This is a genomic window from Pseudomonas sp. KB_15 (genome assembly GCF_052114525.1).
Lineage (GTDB): Bacteria > Pseudomonadota > Gammaproteobacteria > Pseudomonadales > Pseudomonadaceae > Aquipseudomonas.
The window spans coordinates 1-549 of record NZ_JBFREX010000146.1 but is presented as its reverse complement, the minus strand read 5'-3'; the positions used below and the strand labels follow the sequence as shown (position 1 = coordinate 549).

The 549-nt window shown below is 68.1% G+C and carries 1 pseudogene; it reads right to left on the bottom strand.

Annotated features, from left to right (window positions below):
• Positions 1-549: pseudogene (locus AB4Z35_RS30145) on the bottom strand (3-phenylpropionate dioxygenase); the annotation flags it as partial.

Genomic DNA, 549 nt, shown 5'->3' with positions numbered 1-549 from the left:
TCCCAGTGCAGCCCTTCCAGGCGGTTGCGATACAGGAAGCGCCACACGTCGCGCTCCCAGCCCTGCACGTGGCGGGTGCGCCAGAAGAACACCAGGCAGTGATCCTCGTCCACCGGCGTGGCCATGCCGACGATGCCGAACGGGCCGCCGGGGCCGACCTTGTCGCGGTAGGGGATGGACAGGCGCAGCCACAGCGTGCCGGTCTCGCCGAATTCCACCCAGTCGAAGTTCACGCCGCGCTGGCCGGTCTTCTCGAAGATCAGGCCGCTCTCGGTCTCGCGGATCTGCATGACGGCCGACTTCTCGCCGCTGGCCATCGAGTGCGAGACGGCGTGCAGGTAGGCGCCGTGCATCGGGTCCATGACGTTGTCGATCGCGTAGCGGTAGTTGCAGTCCCAGTGGGCCACGCAGAGGAAGTTGGTGTGTTCGTCGCTGACCAGTTCCTCGGGCAGGCGCAGGGCATCGGCTTCGGCCGGGGCGCTGTCGCCGAACCACAGGAAGATCGCGCCGGCCTGCTCCTGCACCGGGTAGCTGCGCACGCAGGTGCGG